At 43.1% G+C, this 16,366-nt stretch carries 11 protein-coding genes; 4 read left to right on the top strand and 7 right to left on the bottom strand.

The annotated features are described in order from the left end of the window. Positions 1 to 47: 47 nt before the first annotated feature. A complete protein-coding gene (locus tag QWY20_RS03080) occupies positions 48 to 1,043 on the top strand; it encodes an AAC(3) family N-acetyltransferase (RefSeq protein ID WP_330127565.1) in 996 nt (331 codons plus the stop codon). Between the two features lie 93 nt (positions 1,044 to 1,136). On the opposite strand, the gene phbB is transcribed toward QWY20_RS03080, so the two are convergent. Next, positions 1,137 to 1,862: an acetoacetyl-CoA reductase gene (gene phbB / locus QWY20_RS03075; protein WP_330127564.1), complete on the bottom strand. Its 726-nt coding sequence runs from the start codon at positions 1,860 to 1,862 to the stop codon at positions 1,137 to 1,139. A gap of 375 nt (positions 1,863 to 2,237) precedes the next feature. Between phbB and QWY20_RS03070 the strand changes: the two genes are divergently transcribed. Next, entirely contained in the window at positions 2,238 to 3,338 is a 1,101-nt protein-coding gene (locus QWY20_RS03070) for a GNAT family N-acetyltransferase (protein WP_330127563.1), read from the top strand. Positions 3,339 to 3,436: 98 nt separating this feature from the next. Beyond that, entirely contained in the window at positions 3,437 to 5,410 is a 1,974-nt protein-coding gene (locus QWY20_RS03065; protein ID WP_330127562.1) for an acyltransferase family protein, read from the top strand. Between the two features lie 221 nt (positions 5,411 to 5,631). On the opposite strand, the gene QWY20_RS03060 is transcribed toward QWY20_RS03065, so the two are convergent. From QWY20_RS03060 to QWY20_RS03035, 6 genes are all read right to left on the bottom strand, one after another. Further along, positions 5,632 to 7,047 carry a phosphomannomutase gene (locus QWY20_RS03060; protein WP_330127561.1) on the bottom strand — a complete coding sequence of 472 codons (1,416 nt, stop codon included), beginning with the start codon at positions 7,045 to 7,047 and terminating at the stop codon, positions 5,632 to 5,634. A gap of 2 nt (positions 7,048 to 7,049) precedes the next feature. Continuing rightward, positions 7,050 to 8,453: a mannose-1-phosphate guanylyltransferase/mannose-6-phosphate isomerase gene (locus QWY20_RS03055; protein ID WP_330127560.1), complete on the bottom strand. Its 1,404-nt coding sequence runs from the start codon at positions 8,451 to 8,453 to the stop codon at positions 7,050 to 7,052. Positions 8,454 to 8,539: 86 nt separating this feature from the next. Continuing rightward, complete coding sequence (locus tag QWY20_RS03050; protein ID WP_330127559.1) at positions 8,540 to 9,853, bottom strand: UDP-glucose/GDP-mannose dehydrogenase family protein; 1,314 nt, start codon at positions 9,851 to 9,853, stop codon at positions 8,540 to 8,542. Positions 9,854 to 9,866: 13 nt separating this feature from the next. After that, complete coding sequence (locus QWY20_RS03045) at positions 9,867 to 11,090, bottom strand: glycosyltransferase family 4 protein (RefSeq protein WP_330127558.1); 1,224 nt, start codon at positions 11,088 to 11,090, stop codon at positions 9,867 to 9,869. Between the two features lie 152 nt (positions 11,091 to 11,242). Beyond that, positions 11,243 to 12,304, bottom strand: coding sequence for a glycosyltransferase family 4 protein (locus QWY20_RS03040; protein ID WP_330127557.1), 1,062 nt, complete (start codon positions 12,302 to 12,304; stop codon positions 11,243 to 11,245). Between the two features lie 36 nt (positions 12,305 to 12,340). Then, the gene (locus QWY20_RS03035) at positions 12,341 to 13,693 is read right to left on the bottom strand and encodes an alkaline phosphatase family protein (RefSeq protein WP_330127556.1); all 1,353 of its coding nucleotides are present in this window, start codon (positions 13,691 to 13,693) and stop codon (positions 12,341 to 12,343) included. 210 nt (positions 13,694 to 13,903) lie between these two features. Here QWY20_RS03035 and QWY20_RS03030 point away from each other — a divergent pair, with 210 nt between their 5' ends. After that, the gene (locus tag QWY20_RS03030) at positions 13,904 to 16,351 is read left to right on the top strand and encodes a hypothetical protein (protein ID WP_330127555.1); all 2,448 of its coding nucleotides are present in this window, start codon (positions 13,904 to 13,906) and stop codon (positions 16,349 to 16,351) included. The last annotated feature ends 15 nt before the right edge of the window (positions 16,352 to 16,366 follow it).

Here is a 16,366-nt window from a genome sequence, read left to right as displayed (position 1 = left end):
TCACAGTTCAAACAATTAAGCCGTGGCTATTGTGATGCAAAGCAAATTTGCAAAAAGAGTACTCACAGTTTTTTTACTTTGAAACATGCCTCTATTATGAGTGGATTTTTATTAACGCCATGATGAACTATATAAAGCGAAAATTAAAAATAATACTGAAGAATTACCAGCGCGCGAAGTCAGCTAAATATCTGAAAGAACAAGCACCACACATCAGCCAGCAAAAACTTGAGCAACAGCTGCTGTCACTTGGTGTCGCTCAAGGGGACACCATTTTTCTGCACTCTTCATTAAAAAGTTTAGGTTATGTCACAGGAGGGCCAGCAGCAGTCATTGCAGCACTCCAAAACGCCGTGGGGATCCAAGGCAATATCTTACTACCTGCATATTATTTACCTGGTGGCACCATCGAAAACACCTGCAAATTGTCAGATTATTGCTTTGATTTGCGCATACACGGTACGAATATGGGGCGTCTCCCAGAAACATTTCTTGCCACAAAAGGAGTTATGCGTAGCTTGCATCCAACGCATTCTGTTGCAGCTTGGGGCAAAGATGCAAAATTCCTGACCGAAGCTCATCATAAAGCTACGTCAGTTTTTGGTAAAGGGTCACCTTGGCAAAGATTTTCAGCACTTCCAAAGGCTAAAGTACTTGGTCTTGGTATCAGTATGGGACCTGTTACTTTTTATCATTTGCTTGAAGATACATTAGGCGACAAATTTCCATTATCCGTCTGGCAACAAGAGCACCTTCTGCGTTGCGTAGACAGTGAAGGAAAAGTATGGAAAGTACCAGTTCGTCCTTATGACAAAGTACTGACTGCGCAACGTATTGATCATCCCTCGCGAACTGACTTGCGAGATTTTATAAAAGCAGAACTATCCAAGCATGGTCAGTTAAAGCAAGGGCAAGTCGGTGCCGGGCAAAGTTGGTTAATTAATTCCCAAGACTTTTACCAACATCTGGAAAAGCTTGCAAATGAGGGTATAACGATTTACTCCACACCTGAACAACTTAGAAACAGACCTTTAGTTAGCTGAACATTTTATGAGGATAACTATAATGGTCGCCGAAGTTGCACATCATAACTGGCTATAAATTAAAAGCTTAGACTACCTAACAAACCGGATTTACTAAACCAGATACTGCCCACCATTGATGGAAATGGTCGATCCGGTTATAAAGCCTGCATCTACAGATACAAGAAATAAAACGCAGCGTGCTATCTCTTCTGGTTGCGCCAGCCGGCCAGCCGGAATATTAGGCAAAATTTTTGTGTTGACAACTTCCTGCGACATGGATTTGACCATATCGGTCTCAACATAACCTGGGCATAAGACGTTAACAGTAATGCCTTTACTAGCATTTTCTAATGCCAGCGCTTTAGTAAACCCGATATCACCTGCTTTAGCTGCGCTGTAATTAGTTTGACCGAGCTGCCCTTTCTGGCCATTGATTGACGAAATATTGATAATCCGTCCGAATCCCCGTGCACGCATCCCCTCAATGACCGGCCGGCACATATTAAATAACGAGTTTAAATTGGTATTTATTACCGCGTGCCATTGCTCTGGGGTCATTTTGTGAAACATGGTGTCACGGGTAATACCGGCGTTATTAACCAACACTTCGACTTCACCCAACTGAGCCATCACTTGGTTCAGGCCACGTTGACAAGCGTTGAAATCTGTTACATCCCATTTATATGCCTTAATGCCCGTCTCGTAGCTAAATTGTCTAGCCGCACAATCATTACTGGCATAAACAGCTGCAACGGTATAACCTTGTTGTTGCAGTGCAATAGACACTGCCTTACCAATCCCTCGGGTCCCACCCGTTACCACCGCAACTTTTGTCATACTTACCTCCTTAATTATGAACAATTAACAGACATTTACAGTTACCATCAATGACCAGATTTAATGTGTCTCTATTTAGACACTTGGTGTAACTAACTGTCAATAATAAAAATACTACACGTGTTATAAACGTGGTTTAAATGCCCATTCTGTTAAACTGTCAAGTACTAACTACCAAATCTTCCAGCGCTGATGCTATTTAGAGCAGCCATAACCGACATATTATACGAGGTTAATGAGTGTCTATGATGTTAGAGGAAGCCCAATGGGGGCAACTACAACTAACTGCGAGGGGGCTCGCTTGGTTTAGCATTGCTTTAATGTTACTTTACTGCCATTAATGGATACATACCAGTATCTCCTAACGGATAGCCTATGCTTAAGATCACTGCCATTCAGGATCAGAACCATTTGCTGAAAGACCTCGAACGGCACTTAAGTCTTTTCGATGCTCAGATTAGTATACCAGTGTGTAACCAATTCTCTTGGGTTAAAAACTGGACCGATCACTACCTTCAAGAACACGATAAATTGTTCATCTGCATTCATAAAGCGCAGAAGAAAACGGTCGCTTATTACAGTCTTTACCTTAAGAAAGTATCGTTCGGCTATGAGCTTCGGTTTATTGGGTCTGGTGAGCCTGAACATACTGAAGTTTCTAGCGAGTTCCAAGATTTTGTTATCCAACCAGAGTACCTTCAACAGTCATTAGCCCTTTTTACTGAGCAAGTAAAGCAACTATCAAACTGCTACCGTATAAGTTTTGATAAAACACTCATAACCTCATACTGTTACCAATGGCTAAAAACATCTCAAAATGGTGGATGGCGGGTGAATGTGATAAACGCAGGTAACCGCTATCTATTAGCATTAGCTAACAGCGAAGAAGTGCAAATTCGCCAGCTTGTCCAGTCAGGACTGCGCCGACATGCCCGTCGATTTATTGATAATGAAAATGTCATTACTCAGTATTGCAATCAACAAGAACTTCTTGTTGATTTTTTTAGTGATCTAATACACTTACACTCAAAGCACTGGCAAAAACGGAGCAAACCTGGTGCCTTTTCCAGTCAGCAATTTCGGGATTTTCATTATAACTTTGCCAAAACTATGCTGCGTGATAACAAGCTCCTACTCTTTAAGCTGGTGCATCAAAAAAAAACAATTGCTGTTTATTATGGATTTTACCATCAGGCTACTCTGTACTATTACCAAAGCGGTATTAGCGAGGCAAGTCCGCTTTCCAACACAGGTATTGCTATGCACTTAGTCGCCATGAGACATGCCCGTGAGCATGGTGCAACCTATTATGATTTGATGGCAGGCAGTTTGAATTCCTACAAAGCAAATTACGTACATCCGGGCCAGTCTGTGCTCTCAATTTCAAGTACTCACCCCATCCTATTCGCAGCTTTGTTTGTTAAGCGGCTATTTCGCAAAGCTTTTAAGATGTTGAAGTGGAAAAGTAAATGGTGAAGCTTCCACGCTACTAACCGCGTTTGCATTGTTCGCTATTAAATTGTTTGTTAGAATTTAAGCCTGCAATTGTGCATAGTTTGAGATGGATCTTATGTATGCCTAACCCTCATCAACCAAGCCACTACCGTCATGATATTGATGGTCTTCGTGCTATAGCTGTTCTTCTGGTTGTGTTTTGCCATATGGAACTGCCATTCTTTAGTGGCGGCTACATCGGTGTGGATGTTTTTTTTGTCATATCCGGATTTTTGATCACCAAAATTATTTATCGTGAATTGCAAGAAGGGTCCTTTACCTTCAGGCACTTCTATATCCGCCGTATCAAGCGCCTGTTACCCGCTCTGGTCGTTTTATTGGCTTTTTGTGCTGTAGCCTTTGCGGCCACTTTATCACCACATGATCTGGAAAAGTTCACAGCCAGCATGGTTTGGGTTTCATTATTTGCAGGAAACTTTTATTTTTGGATCCATCACGGTGGCTATTTTAGCGAGAATGCTAAGGAAGCTCCGCTTCTGCATACATGGTCACTTGCTATAGAAGAGCAGTTTTACTTTATCTGGCCAATTGCCTTACTACTCTTGATTCGGCTGTTACCACTGCGTGTGCTCCCTTGGTTGTTGCTAATTGCGCTGGCTGTTTTAACCTATGCATCAGAGCTGGCATTAAACTATTCAATGGGAGCATCCTACTACCTGCTACCAACACGTTTTTTCGAATTGATGATAGGTGCTGTGTTAGCAGTATGGTGGAATAAGCTGCCAATGCCCGGCAAATACTTCAGCTTGGTGGTTTCGATTGCAGCGCTGGCATCCATTGCTTTTTTTGCTGTAACGCTGGATGCACAAAGCAGATTTCCGGGTTTTAATGCCTTTTATGTCTGTGTAGCAACGGCAGCACTGCTTTACTGTGGCCAACAAGTACACAACCCGATTGCCAGGCTGCTCTCATTACGCCCAATGGTTTTTATCGGCTTGATCTCATATTCTTTGTATTTATGGCATTGGCCGCTACTGGTATGGCTAAATTATCGCGGCATTGAGCTCAGTGTCATTGGGCTTGTAGTTACCTTTCTCACGATGCTGCTGGCGGCCTGGCTGTCCTGGCGTTTTGTTGAGCAACCATTCCGTAAAAACACTTTCTCTTTAAAACGATTAACTTTGACGTGGTTTGCCGCCCCTGTGGCGACCTTGCTGATGGTGAGTTATGTCACACAGCATTATCAGGGCTTTCCTGCCCGTTTTGACTATCAAACCGTTGAAATTGAAAAAGCACTGAACAGTTTTTCTAACGTAATTCGTGGTGAGTGCCATTCATCGTTTCGACAACGGCATCAACAACCTACCACGGACTGTCAGTTGGGTGATTCGGATGCAAAAAAGACCGGCTTTTTATTTGGAGACTCACATGCCAACCATTTTACCGGCTTTCTGGATAATGTTGGTAAAGCTGCGGGTATTCGAATCACAGACTACACCATGGATCAGTGCCCGCCAATTTTTGGGTTAAGCTGGGGAAGTAGCTCTTACAGAGCGCAAGGCTGCAAACAACGCAACCAACAAGCACAAAAATTTATTAAATATCAGAATCCTGATTATGTATTTTTAGCTGCCAGTTGGCCACATTATCGTTCACGCTTTGTATTCAGAGATGGTGTTCATTTATTAAGTGCCGAAGAAATTGAGCAGGAAGTTTATGAAAAAAAACGTGAAACCATGCTTTTCATTACCGGTTTCAATGCAAAACCCGTCATCATTAAAGATATTGCTTACGCAGGTAGTCACGATCCCAAGTGCACCCTTAAAAACACCATGTTTTCAACAGAGAGGAATTGTCTTTTAAATCACAATCATAATACTATGATGATAAACATCATAGAACGGTTAGCTAGCGAATTTGAAGACCTCTATGTCATTGATGCTAAGCAATTCTATTGTGATGGTATTTATTGCCAGGCTGAACTGGAAGGGATTCCGCTGTACCGCGATAATGACCACCTAAACCATGTAGCTTCGAAGCTGCTGGGAACCCTTTATCTGAGTTCAGGTGCGTGGATTTCCCCTTCCCCCTAATTAACCGACACTAAGATTACAAACGATAACTATATCAGTGATAATTGCTTACATTCAGCAGCCGCTGATCACAAAATTTATCATCTCTAATATAACCTCTGGAGAACAGAGAAACAACGGCTTGAAAAATATTACGGGGTGAACCGCTGTTAAACGCATACCATCTGTCACACGTCTATATTTCATAACGGTCCAAAGGAGTGTTGAACATTCGTAGTGATTTATTGGTTAGCTAACAGGCAATCCATAGCTTTTCTCAAAATAGCGTATGTTCGACTAGCATCATCAGTGTCAACATAACAACGAAGCTCCGGTGCATTTCCAGAAGGTCGTAAATGAATAATATCGCCTGAAGCTAACTCTAATCTCAAGCCATCAGTCGTATCAAGTTTCTCAACTTCACTCGAAAGAGCAAGCTGTTTAACAAATGAGGAAGGATCTTCCATCACTGTTTGAATAAAGCTGTGACTTGACGCTGCGGATACATCTTGCAGGCGGTCACTGGCAGTAAATCGCTTGGGTAAACCAAGAACTAGTGTTGAAATGGTCTGATTTTTTGCAGCAGCGAAAACAGCTAAGGCTGGTAATAAAGCATCTCGAGTTGGCAATCCCAGCAATGATTGTCCAGCATAGCTGATGCTTGAACCTAAGAGAAAGCCACCATTGGCTTCGAAACCCGCGTAACTGGCTTCATTGTCAAGTTTAGAAAAGGCCTCAATAACATAAGGTGAACCAATTTTTGTACGAACAACCTTAGCAAAAAATCCGCTCAGTTCAATAGCTGTACTGCTACTGACCGGCACAGCAAGCGCAGAAATACCTAACTCTCTCGCAGTCAGAATACCTAAAGTGTCTCCACGTAACCAATTACCTTTCTCATCTGCAACTAATGGCCTGTCCCCATCACCATCGGTGGTAAAAATGGCATCAAACTCAAATTGCTCAGACCATTGTCGAGCTTTTAGCTGATCACTTTCACTGACAGCTTCTGTATCAATGGGCACAAAGTGTGTCGTTCTTTCCAATCTTAAAACATCGGCTCCCAAAGCTTCGAAAACTTTATAATACAGATCTCGCCCGGCACTGGAGTGCTCGTAGATGCCTATGCGTTTCCCTTGAAGTAAATCCGAAGGAAAGACAGATAAATAACGCTGCATATAAAGCTCTTCGGCTTCTGTAGATTGTTCTTCAAATTCAGGATTGAAATTCAGTAAAGCTTCACTAACACTTACGATTGCTTGCTCATCTTTCTTGCTAATTTCTCCGTCAGGGCGATAGAATTTAAGGCCATTTCTATCAAAAGGTATATGACTACCAGTCACCATAATGGCTGGTACTTTATCGTTCAACGCTTTAAACGCTAAAGCCGGGGTTGGTAACACGCCGTAATAGTCTACCTTTAATCCCATCACCTTTAATAAACCCATGCATGCTGCTGCAATTTTTTGGCTGCTTGGGCGGTTGTCAATTCCAATAGCAACTTTGCTGAACGCAAAATCTTGCTGCATACAGCGAATAAAACTTTGAGTGAACGCAGCGCAAACATCATCTGAAAAATCGCTAACAAGCCCTCTTGCACCACTAGTGCCAAAAGCTATAGGGCTCTCTGCCAGAATTTCATTAATAGGTTTGAACATGATTAATTTCTACCATAACGATCGGCAAAACGAACAATATCATCTTCCCCTAAATAAGAACCAGACTGAACTTCTATCAGCTCGAGAGGGATCTTCCCGGGATTCTCCAGTGCATGTACAACACCAACGGGGATATAAATTGACTGATTTTCGGTAAGTAACTTTTCATCAGTACCAAGGGTAACTTTGGCAGTCCCTGTGACAACGATCCAATGCTCCGCACGATGATGGTGCATTTGTATAGAAAGCTTTTCTCCTGGCTTTACAGTGATGCGCTTGACCTGATAACGTTGACCATGATCGATTGAGTCGTATTTACCCCATGGACGATAAACTTCCCGATGGACTCGATATTCCGAGCGGCTAGCATCCTTCAACTCTTTAACGATACTCTTCACTTCCTGAACATGATCTTTAGCGGCTACTAAAATAGCATCTTTCGTTTGTACAACAACAGCATCATTTAAACCAACGGTTGCCACTAAACAAGTTTCAGCGAAGACGTAATTATTATGGCTATCTACAGCAATCACATCGCCTTTGAAAACATTTCCTTCAGCGTTTTTTTCACTGATACTCCATAAAGATGACCAAGCACCTACATCACTCCATTTCGCTTCCAAGGGAACAACAACTGCTGCACTTGTTTTTTCCATTACCGCATAATCTATTGATTCTGATGGACAAGTTTGAAAAACTTCATCATTGATACGCATAAAATCCAGATCGACGTTTAGACCTACCATTGCCTGAACACATACCTCATGAATATCAGGCCGATGTTTTTTTAATTCGGCTAAATAGACACTGGCCTTGAACATGAACATGCCGCTGTTCCAGTAATATTCACCTGATGCTAAGTAGTCCGTTGCAGTCTCAATGTCTGGCTTTTCTACAAATTCAGCTACTTGGTAAGCATCTCTTATCGCAGTACCCCGACGTATGTAACCGTATCCAGTTTCAGCTGCTGTAGGTACAATACCAAAAGTTGTCAATTGATTTGCCTCAGCCAGAGTAGAGGCTTTCGTGATGGCCTTCTGAAAGCTAGGAATATCTCCGATGATATGATCGGCCGCAAGTACCAGAAGTAATGGATCAACTCCTTTTTCCAGTGCCGTCAGTGCTGCAAGTGCGATGGCTGGTGCCGTATTTCGGCCTACCGGCTCTAGAATAATATTCCTGTCCAACATTTGAATTTGACGTAACTGCTCAGCAGCAATAAACCTATGCTCTTCATTGCAGATAATTAAGGGCTTTAACGTATCCACCCCTGATAAACGCTTGAGCGTTTCTTGCAGCATGGTTTGCTCACCATCGAGTTGAAGGAATTGCTTGGGCATCAAATCACGAGATAAAGGCCACAAGCGACTGCCGACTCCTCCGGCTAAAATTACTGGTAATATCATCCTAAACCCTCAGCTCAATATTCTAGACAGTTATCCATACTCTCAAAATGACCATGGTAGAACAATCCCATGCGACAAGTTATCGGTTACCAGCAGATGCCTTCGTAACCTTCATTTTTAATAGCATTTTCACTTATCCTAACCAGGTCAATGACTAATCTGTCTTTAGATGCATTTTCAGCCACTTGCGAAAATTTCTTGTCGCCATTCCCTATCACCAGAACCTCACTGTGAGCAATCACTTCATCAATGGACGAGCACATAAGTTTAGAGATATGCGGAATTTGGTTCAAAATATAATCTTTGTTAGCACCGATGATAGAAGCCAGATTTACATTTTCATCAAATATTTTAAGGTCATACCCTTTGCCAAGTAGCCTTTCTATCACTTCTACTACAGGACTTTCCCGCAGATCATCGGTACCCGCTTTAAAGCTAAACCCTAAAACACCTATCTTACGTTTGTTTTTGTCGGTAATTAGCTTAATGCCATTTTCAATTTGTTGTTTATTGGATTGAAGTATTGAAGTAAGGACCGGTAAATTTAAATCCAGACTAGCAGCTTTGTAGTTAAGTGCCCTTACATCTTTTGGCAAGCAAGACCCACCGAAAGCAAACCCTGGCTTCATGTAATATGAGGAGATATTCAACTTTGTATCCTGGCAAAAAATATTCATTACATCATGACTATCAACCCCGACTTTTTTTGCAATATTGCCGATTTCGTTGGCAAACGCTACTTTCAAAGCATGCCAAACGTTATCTGTGTATTTTACCATCTCAGCTGTAGCAAGATCGGTGCTTATTTTAGGGCCAGGCAAATTCGCATAGAGTTCAAGGACTGCGTTAGCAGTAAGCTCATCAGATGCACCGACAACAGTTTTTGGCGGATTGTAAAAATCATATACTGCCGTACTTTCCCTCAAAAACTCGGGATTAATACAAACACCAAAGTCTTTGCCTGCTGTTAATCCTGATGATTCCTCAAGGACAGGCAACACAATATCAGCCATTGTTCCAGGCAACATTGTAGAACGCATGACTACAATATGACGCGATTTTTTTCTGGAAATAGCCTGACCAATTTCCTCACAGACACGGCGTACATATTTTAAATCCAGGCTGCCATTCGTTTGACTTGGGGTTCCAACACAAACAATTGAAATATCAGTTTGCTCGACAGCAAGACCAGAATCATTGGTAGCTGATAAGCTATTGTTACTTACCGCTGCAGCAATGATTTCTCCGATATCCTTCTCAATGATAGGACTTATCCCTTTATTGACAAGATTAACTTTTGATAGCTCAGGATCAACGCCAATAATGGTATGGCCTTCTTTTGCCAAGCAACCAGCAGAAACAGCACCTACATAGCCAAGTCCAAAAATACTAATTTTCAATTTGCGTTCCTCACTATTGCTTAACTTGATTGATCATAGCAACGAAGTCTTTCGTTACAGTCTTCCAGCTGAAATTATTACTCACAAAATTTTGTGCACATTTGGCCATTTCGTCTGAATATTTAACATCAACTAGAGCTTCAACTACTTTTTCTGCAAATGCTTCACTATCATCAGCAATGGCTATATGCTCGCCATCCACAACAGGCAAGCCTTCAGCTCCAATCGTTGTTGAAACAACGGGCAGACCAGCAGCCATGGTTTCAAATATCTTTATCCTGGTTCCGCCGCCTATTCTTAATGGGACAACGGAAACAGATGCTTTAGCCAAAAAAGGCCTAACGTCATCAACGGTTCCAGTCACATGAATAGATTTATCTTTTTCATTGAGCTGTTTAATTTTATCTGGTGGATTTCGTCCTAAAATTGTTAACGTAACATCTGGTATTTTTTTCTTAATTAATGGATAGGTTTTCCTGACAAAATTTTCAATACCATCAATATTTGGCATCCAATCCATCGATCCAAGAAAAACAATGTTGTTCTTGTTAGGGTTACGTTCATACATCGAGAAGAACTGTGTATCTACACCGGTCTCTACAAAACCGAGTACATTTTTTAATTTGAACTCATTTATAAAAACATCATTGTCAAACTTACTTACAGCAATTACACCATCAAACCACTGACAAGCATTTTTCTCAAAGCTCAGAAAACGTTGCCATTGAGATTTGAAATATGAGCGAGCAACAAAGTTTGAGGCATTATTAAAATGACGCTCCCAAATGTAGCTTTCCACGTTATGTTGGAAAACGATATATTTTGCTCCTGGCTTTTTTTCTAAACTTAGAAGATTGTCTGAAAGTGATAAAAAGTCACTGATAATGACATCAAAATCATAATTATTGATCACTGTCTCCAGTGACTTCGTGATTTCATTAGATGTGTATTTATCAATAACGAAAGGGCGATTTGAAAATATGCAATTTATTATGGCGTCAACACATAACTTAATTTTGTTTTTCTTGTTGTCTTTCCAGCGAGCAAAAACCTGATGATCAGAGTAGTCAGACATATTTCCAAGAGGCATTAACGAATCAGATTTAAGAGTAAAGTATGTTATATCAAAGAACTCCTTTAATTCTTTCAACATATTGTATGTTCGTATCTTGCCACCTGTATTTAGCGGGTAAAGCTCATCAGCCTTAATCCATAACAATTTTTTCTTTGCATTCATCCATGACACCTGATAATTTTAAGTCAAAATAAGTAAAATGCGCTTTTACATGACCACAGTCCAAGTCTAGCTTTTTTTACGTTTGGTGACAATCAGAGCACGGTACCCTAATCTATATAGATCTACCAAACGTGTACATTTGATCTGGTGAACTAACTTCGGTAAATAGTAAGGTAGCTGCTTACACAACGCTCTTGCTCGAACATTAAGTCAAAGCGCCTATTTCCAGCAAGCGCTAAATCGCGCCATCTAGCATCAGTTAAAACATAAGTTAGACACTGAGCTAACTCCTGAACTTTGGGATAATGGTATAGTAACCCACTTCTTCCATGCTCAATAATTTCTTCATTGCCACCCACTTTTGTTGCAATCACTAAGCACCCAGCAGAAAGCGCCTCCAACATCACCAACGACAAACCCTCTGTCTCTGAAGTCACTACCAGCACATCAATGCTTTGATAAATTCGCGACTTATCCATTTCCAAACCATGGAAAGTAATTCCCATATCCTGTTGCAAAGATTCAGCTTGATGACGGCAATCATCCAACAATGGGCCATCTCCAAAAAAGTGCAACTCAAAACCTTGCCTCTGTTTTGGGCTGAGTCGATGCAGAGCTTGGATCAGTAGCTTCTGTGCTTTCAATGGCACAAAGCGTCCCACTTGCCCTAATCGGATCACACCACGGTCTGTCGCTTTCACAACCGGATCCAACCGAACTGGTCGAATCCCGTTATAAATTAAGGTGCTTTTTTCTTGAAAAACGGGATAAGCTTGCAAAAAGTCTTGTCTGGCAATCTCTGCAATAAATACAATTTTACTGAGCCGGATTGAAGCGAGCCGATAAATCAGCCGCCATTTACCAGAACGATGTATGACCGTGTTATGCCGGGTGTAATACAGCCTGCAGCCGGAGAGAAATAAAGTAGAAACCAGGAGGGAGGCAACGCAATGGCTGCTGTGAATATGCACAGCATCATAGCGCCTTACCAATCGCCTTAACTGCACAAGCTGTTGAAGCCGCCCTGCCTGGCTTAGATGATGGACGGTTATATCATGCTTGCCACAGTGCTGACAGAGCGCATCATCTGCTCTGCCAAAACTGAGGATTTCAGCCTGAATACCGGACTGCTGATTCATAGCCGCTGTGATATCGACTACAAACTGCTCTGCCCCCCCCATATTCAGACTGCTGACGACGTGCAGGATTTTCATCGATAACTCACATCCTTGTGATCAAGGTTTGCAGTTCTAAGCCTGCAAACGAAATTCCTGCAGAATTTTCGGCATGGTAAGCTCCAATGGAATGGGCTCTGCCACTTTTTGGTGGTTGCGCCCTTGTTGCGACACCCAAAACACACCATGTGGATGATGCATGCCACTCTTTAGGCTATCCGCCAGGTAAAACACCTGATGAAAGGACAAGCTGCGACCATCTACTTCAAAGGTGGCTTGCTCTGGTACCTGGGTATAAATACGACACCCTCCAAACACATCATGCCCCTCCAGACGCAATGAGAACAGCGGATCGCCGTTAAACTTTATAGCCTGCAACCTTTCAAAGGTTATTTTGGCTGACGCTTCATCACCACAAAGTAGATGGAATTGGTGTGACATCACCGGGCTTACTTTTTGTACGCCAGTCAAACCGAACACTACCGGTATTTTATGTATATCATGTGGCCGGTAGAAACGCTTGCCGCCCTCCTCGTCTTTCAAAGTATAGGGTTGCTGGCTAAGGGCTGAAGATAAAATAACCACCGTGTCTTTGTCTGCCAGCTTGAGTACCTCACCTATCAGCGCATCGTGATTTTTGTAGGCATAAAGCACTGCCCCGCCGTATTTTTTTATCTCTGCATCGGAGGGTTTAAGTGGAAATTTCTCCGGCTCCATGTAACGCCAGAACTTGTGCTGAAAATGCGCGGTACTGTTGGAGAAGAAGGTAGCAAAGTGTGGTTTTTGCTGCTGATACACGTGTTTAAACACATCGAACTGCAACCAGTCGAGCACCGTGGCTTTTTTCCAGCGGTCTTCGGCCTTGGTTAGTTGCTTCCAAAGCATGCCGGCCAACTTTTTGCTGGTTGTAAAGCTCAGACCATGGCGCAGCATAAACCACAGAAAGCGCGCATAATCCCCAGCAGATAACTTAAAGTTGGTATTGCTGTGCTCCTGCACATTGGCCCGCACAAACTGATAAAAAGGTTGCAGGCTATCTGGCGATGCCATCACATCAATGCTCCAGGGATCAGGCAGCGCAGTGATCTTGTCGTCGTTGGCATCCCATTTGGTATTCATACTGCCGCATAACCAACTGGTTTTGTTGTGCTTGGCCAGCACATCCCAAATAGAGTCATGCTGTAGATTTTGTGCTTGCCCTAAGCGAAACACCTGATGTTTTTCATAAGGCAGGCCAGTATGCAGTGTTACCCATTGGATCCATGGCTCCAAATATTCCACCTCACATTTAGCATCGGTCACATAGACATCGGCGCTTTGGTGCAACTTAGAAAAGTTCGGCAGCTCGCCAGCCTGCATAAAGCGGTCGAGCAATTGAGGGCAAAGTTCATTGAATTCAAGAAGAATTACGCGCTTACTATCATCCATAATAGATTCCTGCTGCTTTCAGTCAATAAGGGGCCAACTATTGATGTATTTTACACCAATCAGCCCCGGATGCACCCTCTTAGCTCGATTAAATTAGGTTTCTTTGCGCTGGCTCAAACCCAGTCAAGACCGAGTGAAGCAAGACAATAACTCCGAACTCCGCTAGACTAAAGGGACTAAGCTCGTTATTAAAGAACATGGGTATCAGGCATGACTAAGCTATCTCTTCTGGCCGCACTTTGTATAGCAGGGCTTTTCCTTGCGGCCTGTGGCGGAAATAATGACGCCCCACCACCAAGCAGCATTGTTATCCCCCCTGTAGATGGAGGCGATGACGATGACGATGACGATGATGGTGATGGTGATGGTGACCACGACAATGACGATGGCAGTGAAGACGATAACAACGATGATGGTTCTGCTGACAACAGCGACCCTTCCGAACCGCCCGTCTATTGGGCTCATGCAGAAACGACGCTCTTTTTGCTACCCAACCGTATTGAACAATTAAGAAGACAACTTGAGGAAGATGATAGTGCATTTCTTGCAATGCGCAGCTGGTTGAATACCTACCTTGGCCGTACCCCTTATAATTCGGGCGAATATGCGAAAGCTTATGCACTGGGATATCATCTTACTGGCGATGAAGACTATCTTGAGCAAGGCAAAAGGCTTTTATGGCAAGGTTATTTTTCAGACCCAGATGTTGGATGGCGCAGCTTCACAAACCGTAATGGCTTCAGAACCGGTGGCAACCGAATTGCAATTTCTTATGCCTGGCTTCGGTTTGCTTTCAATCAGGAAGAGCGTTCTGTCGCAGAGCAGCATATAGCCACCTGGACAGAGCATTGGCTGGATTACACCAATCACCAAAACGATTTTCATGGATATCGGTTCACAGACACAGATAAGACTGCCGCTATTGCAGAAAATCTGACGCTGTTTGGCTATATCTTGCAACAAAATGAAAGCTATCAAGAGCTTGCTGAACTTAGCCTCTCTGTCGCTGATACCATGCTTCAGCGCTTTGTAGTGGACTATTACATGCATGATATTATGGCTGGAGGCGTGTGGGCTGAAGGGTCCGACTACAGCCCTCGCACTCAGTTGCATTGGATGCGAGTATTTTTGATTAACCGAGATCTACGTGATTTGCCATTCCCTTCAGAATATGCTGAGCACGCCGCTGCAGCCCTGATCCAGCACACCTTACCAGGTTCTACGGGCGTTTATCAGTTCGGTTCGGTGGAGCAAGGGCGCGACTATCGGCCCGTTTTTCATGATGGACGATACCAATTTGCTTTGTACCTAACAGAGTTACTTCAGGGGTCTGAAGTCAGGCCACAGTTGCAGAGCTGGCTAGAGAACCAACTTGAAACCGCAGGTCATTTACAGGTGTCCTTGCATCCAGGGATTGAAAGAGTACTCTTTTACCAGCAACCATCCAAGCCAGCAGCACCAACTAGCCTCTCCAAGCTTCATTTTGCTCCAGGAGTTGGCTTAATCTCTGCCAGAAGCAGTTGGGAAGCCGATGCAACCAGCTTGTATTTTATCACCCGCCGCAGCAGAGTAGACCACGAGCATTCCGATGCGTTGAATATTGATGTAGCTCACCGTGGAGTGTGGATAACCAAACAAGTCACTGGCTATAGTGCCGCTGGAGCACGTAGTGATGCTCATAATACACTACTTATTGAGAATGCAACCCTGGAAGGTTCTGCAAACCCAACAGGAAGAGCTCTTGGCAATGGCTTTTATCGAACTATATTTCAAGATGGGTCTATTACCCTAATCTCGGCTGAAGCAACTGATATTTATAATATGTCAGGCTACTTTGCGACAACTTATGCTGAGCTTGTAACTCGCCAGGTTGCTCTGATTGGGGAGCAAACTTTGGCTATTTTTGACAATGTGCGGACGCTGCCTAATCAAATTCGGGACTTGCAGCAATATAAGCCTGAATTAGGGCTGCAACGGGGGGATGAATACATTCGCCAGGTCACAGTGAACCAACTTTTTCAGGGCGAACCGGTAGAGCATGAGTTTGCTGTTCAGGGCTTCCGCATACAAACCAATGAGATGATTGGTTATTATCAAGTTGCCTGGCCAGAACAAGCCAATATTCGCAAAGTGGATGGAAGGGAGTTCTGGGCCAACGAGACCCAGCATTCAGTGCCGGATAATCAGCGCAAATGGCGGCTAAAAATAAGTCCGGCTCAACCACAAGTTCATACCGAGGTACTGACCTATTTTGAGTTTGAGGGGGCAACTGGTAAAGCGCCGTTAATTTATAACAATGTTGAAAGTAATGACCAGCTGGAGCTAAACACCGGGTTCCAACCGCAAGAAAAGTTCATCATGAACATTGAAAATGGAACTCTCAATTCCGATCATTGGTTTGGAGCTGGCTTTATCCGAGAAAGTACTTTAGTGCTGTTTAGCCGCTTCCCTGATCAACCTAAAGAAAGCTTCCTGCAATTAAGCATACCGGAAAATGTTGCTATTCAATCCTTGTATATCCTGGGCTGGCAACCAGAGGCTCGTGTGCATGTTGATGTGGCGCAGCAAGGAAGGTTGATAGAGCTCACGCCTACGAATAACTCCGGTAACAACACGCATCAGGCAACTGAAGATGGGTTAGTTGTCATAAAATTATGAGTTACAGTGTGAACG

It is taken from the genome of Alkalimonas cellulosilytica (genome assembly GCF_036325985.1).
Classification (GTDB): Bacteria; Pseudomonadota; Gammaproteobacteria; order Enterobacterales; family Alteromonadaceae; genus Alkalimonas; species Alkalimonas cellulosilytica.
The sequence above is the reverse complement of the archived record's forward strand: the minus strand, read 5'-3'. Positions and strand labels throughout refer to the sequence as shown.

Excerpts from the sequence above, each read along its gene's own strand:
- QWY20_RS03055 (WP_330127560.1), bottom strand. The coding sequence starts at position 8,453 with ATGATATTACCAGTAATTTTAGCCGGAGGAGTCGGCAGTCGCTTGTGG.
- QWY20_RS03045 (WP_330127558.1), bottom strand. The coding sequence starts at position 11,090 with ATGAATGCAAAGAAAAAATTGTTATGGATTAAGGCTGATGAGCTTTAC.
- QWY20_RS03065 (WP_330127562.1), top strand. The coding sequence starts at position 3,437 with ATGCCTAACCCTCATCAACCAAGCCACTACCGTCATGATATTGATGGT.
- phbB (WP_330127564.1), bottom strand. The coding sequence starts at position 1,862 with ATGACAAAAGTTGCGGTGGTAACGGGTGGGACCCGAGGGATTGGTAAG.
- QWY20_RS03070 (WP_330127563.1), top strand. The coding sequence starts at position 2,238 with ATGCTTAAGATCACTGCCATTCAGGATCAGAACCATTTGCTGAAAGAC.
- QWY20_RS03030 (WP_330127555.1), top strand. The coding sequence starts at position 13,904 with ATGACTAAGCTATCTCTTCTGGCCGCACTTTGTATAGCAGGGCTTTTC.
- QWY20_RS03040 (WP_330127557.1), bottom strand. The coding sequence starts at position 12,304 with ATGAAAATCCTGCACGTCGTCAGCAGTCTGAATATGGGGGGGGCAGAG.
- QWY20_RS03035 (WP_330127556.1), bottom strand. The coding sequence starts at position 13,693 with ATGGATGATAGTAAGCGCGTAATTCTTCTTGAATTCAATGAACTTTGC.
- QWY20_RS03060 (WP_330127561.1), bottom strand. The coding sequence starts at position 7,047 with ATGTTCAAACCTATTAATGAAATTCTGGCAGAGAGCCCTATAGCTTTT.